Origin of the sequence: Streptomyces recifensis, from assembly GCF_002154615.1 — a bacterium.
Lineage (GTDB): Bacteria > Actinomycetota > Actinomycetes > Streptomycetales > Streptomycetaceae > Streptomyces > Streptomyces griseoluteus.
The window spans coordinates 1-2,993 of record NZ_MUNH01000022.1 but is presented as its reverse complement, the minus strand read 5'-3'; the positions used below and the strand labels follow the sequence as shown (position 1 = coordinate 2,993).

Below are 2,993 nucleotides of genomic sequence, written 5' to 3'. Positions count from 1 at the left end.
GTGGGGTGCGGTGGGCCGGGGGGATGAGGTGCGGTCGGGGTGCATCTGCCCTATCGAAATCGGTCGTCGTGCTGGTGAGTACGTGGCCCGGCGGGGGCGGGTTCAGTCGCCGGTGCCGGCCGGGTCGACGATGCGGACGCCGAAGTGGGCGCTGAGGGCGGCGCAGGCCCGGCAGGGGGTGGCGAAGGAGCCGTGCAGCGGGTCGCCGTCCTCGCGTATGCGGCGGGCGGTGAGCTTGGCGTGCTTCAGGGACTTGCGGGCCTCGCCGTTGGTCATGGGGCGGCGGGCGGAGCGTCTGCTGCGGGTGGCGTCGGCCGCGGTGAGGTGCCGGGAGATGAGGATCGTCTCGGCACACCGTCCGGTGAAGCGGTCGCGCTGGCCGCTGGTGAGGGTGTCGAGGAAGTCCTGCACGAGGTGGTGCAGGGGGGCCGGCTGGTCGCCGCGGGCGGCGGTGCCGGTGAGGGTGGCGCCGCGTACGGAGAGGGCGGCGGCGACGGCGGGCAGGATGCCGTCGCGGCGGTGCAGCAGGGCGGGGGCGGGAGGTTCGGTGCTGTCGCTCCAGCCGATGCGGGGGTCGCCGGCCCGCACGTCGGTACCTCCGGTCGGCATCGTGTTCATGGTCGTCTTCCCTCCCCTGGGCCCTCGCCCGGAGGACACAGAGTGCCAAATGCCGTGGCGGCTGCGGAAGCTGGGGCGGTGCGACACGCTGGGGCGGGACTCCGTCGTCACGTGCGGTGACGGTTGGTCACACAACTGACGGGCTCTCGCGGGGGTGTTCGAGAGGGCGGGGCGGAGGGCCGGGGTCCGGTGGGCCGGTGACCGGCACACGTGTACCGCATAGGCTGTCGGCACCGCGCCGGGGCGCGGGCAAGGGCGTCGGTGACGTTGAAGACAGTCGGATACGGGTCGGGGCGTCTTGGCTCGTACAGAGTGCCGCAGGGGGCAACCGCCATGACGACAGGTCGGCTCGGGCAGGAAGCCGCGCCGCCGAACGCGGCCTATGCCGGGCAGGTCGTGCACTTCCCGGACCCGGTGCGGGCGGCCCGCCATCCGCGCGGGGTGCGGATCGACGAGCACGGTCATCCCGACTTCGCGCCGTACGCGCGCGCGGCGGCCGAGATCGCGGAGCCCCCGCAGGGGTTCGGCGTCGACGAACTGCGGCTCACGGACTACGTGTCGGCGAACGCGGTGCTCGCGGCGTCGGGGCACGAGCTGTGGGACACGGTGCCGGAGGTGGCGACGCCGCACGGCTGGACGTGGCACCACGTGGCGAACTCCCGGCGGCTCGAGCTGATCCCGGTCGAGGTGAAGGCGCTGCTGCGGCACCACGGCGGGGTGGCGACGGCGGCGGTGGACCACGCCAAGCGCGGCACCCGCCCGCTGAACGAGACGCGTCCGGCGCACTTCGCGCTCCCCAAGTCCGGGACAGCGGTGACGGAGTCGCAGGTGCAGGGCGTGGAGGAGGACCTCGGCTACCGGCTGCCCGGCGCCTACCGGTCGTTCCTGAAGGCGGCCGGCGGCTGCGCCCCGGTGGGTGCCGCGCTCGACGCCGAACTGGGCCTGCTGCTGGACCAGCCGTTCTTCACGGTCCGCGACGAGGCGGCGGTCAACGACCTGGTGTACGTGAACAAGTGCCTGCGCGACCACCTGACCAAGGACTACCTGGGCGTCGCGTTCGTCCAGGGCGGTCTGCTCGCGGTGAAGGTGAAGGGCGAGCGGGCCGGTTCGGTGTGGTTCTGCGCGTACGACGACGTACGGGACACCGACCCGTCGTGGTCGGCGGCGGAGCGCGTGGAGCGGCTGCTGCTGCCCTGCGGGGACGACTTCGACGCGTTCCTGTCCCGGTTGGCCGGTGATCCGCCGGAGCTGGACACGGTGGCGAGTCTGATGGTGGACGGCGGCTTCGCGCACGCCGTCCCGGTGTCCGCGGCGTCGGCGCCGGCGGGGGAGTGAGGTCCGGGTCATGGTGACGTTTGCGCGCGCGCAGGAGCGCGGCGAGGAGTGGATCAACGGGGACGTCCCGGCGTACCAGCACCGGGAGGTGCGGGTGCGGGAGTTCGACCTCGGGTTCGTGGTGTGGGGCGAGGACCGTGCCGACGGCCCGCGTTCCGACGCGGGCGGCCAGCGGCTGGTCATCGCGCGGGACAGCGGCGAGGCCACGCTGTGGCCCGCGCTGCCGGTGGGCGAGGTCGTCCGCCGGTACGAGGAGCTGTACGGCCGCCCCGACGACGTCGAGGACGCGGTGCCGGTGCCGCCCGCCGCGCGGGTGGACCTCAACCAGACGTCGTTCCTGCTGAGTCCGCCGGAGTGGCTGCAGGAAGCGGCGGACAAGCTGGGCATCCCGGACCGGCGTGCGGGTTCCGACCCGGGGTCCGGTCAGGGTGCGCCCTCCGTCCCGGCTCAGGGTTCTTCCGCCGGGCCGGCCCGGACGCAGGCCGGCATGCCCGTCGCCGCCCCGGACAGCGGGGCCGCCTGGCCCGCCGCCAAGGGCGAGGCGGAGGAGCACAGGGACGGCGACACCCCGTGGGCCGGCACGGACACCAACGGCGACGGCGAGGACCGTTCGGTGCCGCTGCCCGCGACGGTGTTCGCGCCGCCGGTGCACGACGGCACCCCGTCTCCGCCCGCCGCCGCGCCGGACGCCAAGACGGCCCTGATGTCGGGCGGCAGCCAGCTCCCGCCGACGGCGGTGGCGCCCGCGGTGGACGACGCCGGGACGCCCGCCCAGGGCACCGGTACGCCTCCGGCTCCGGCCCGGCCGCTGCCGCCGCACGCCGGGGACATCGCCGACGCCGCCACCAGCAAGGCCGCCCCGCCGCCCCGCAAGCCGCGCGGCGGTCCGGGTGCCCTTCCGCACCCGCCGGGCGCCCCCGGCACTCCGGGCGCGCAGCCGGGCGGGGCCGCCGAGGGGTACGTGCCGACGCAGCTGGTGTCCTCGCTCGACAGCCCCTCCGGGCCGGAGGGGGCACCGCAGCCGCCGAACGCCCCGGCAC

Annotated in this window: 2 protein-coding genes and 1 pseudogene; 2 read left to right on the top strand and 1 reads right to left on the bottom strand. The window is 75.4% G+C overall.

Annotation, left to right across the window (positions count from 1 at the left end):
* Positions 1-102: 102 nt before the first annotated feature.
* Positions 103-618: a YwqJ-related putative deaminase gene (locus CCN33_RS01480; RefSeq protein ID WP_086690239.1), complete on the bottom strand. Its 516-nt coding sequence runs from the start codon at positions 616-618 to the stop codon at positions 103-105.
* A gap of 333 nt (positions 619-951) precedes the next feature.
* Between CCN33_RS01480 and CCN33_RS01475 the strand changes: the two genes are divergently transcribed.
* Positions 952-1,953, top strand: a complete 1,002-nt coding sequence (locus CCN33_RS01475) for an SMI1/KNR4 family protein (RefSeq protein WP_086690237.1) — start codon at positions 952-954, stop codon at positions 1,951-1,953.
* 10 nt (positions 1,954-1,963) lie between these two features.
* Positions 1,964-2,993 (top strand): annotated as a pseudogene (locus CCN33_RS01470) (SUKH-4 family immunity protein); the annotation flags it as partial.

Bases quoted from the DNA above. Each gene is read 5' to 3' on its own strand.
- CCN33_RS01480 (WP_086690239.1), bottom strand. From the start codon at position 618: ATGAACACGATGCCGACCGGAGGTACCGACGTGCGGGCCGGCGACCCC.
- CCN33_RS01475 (WP_086690237.1), top strand. From the start codon at position 952: ATGACGACAGGTCGGCTCGGGCAGGAAGCCGCGCCGCCGAACGCGGCC.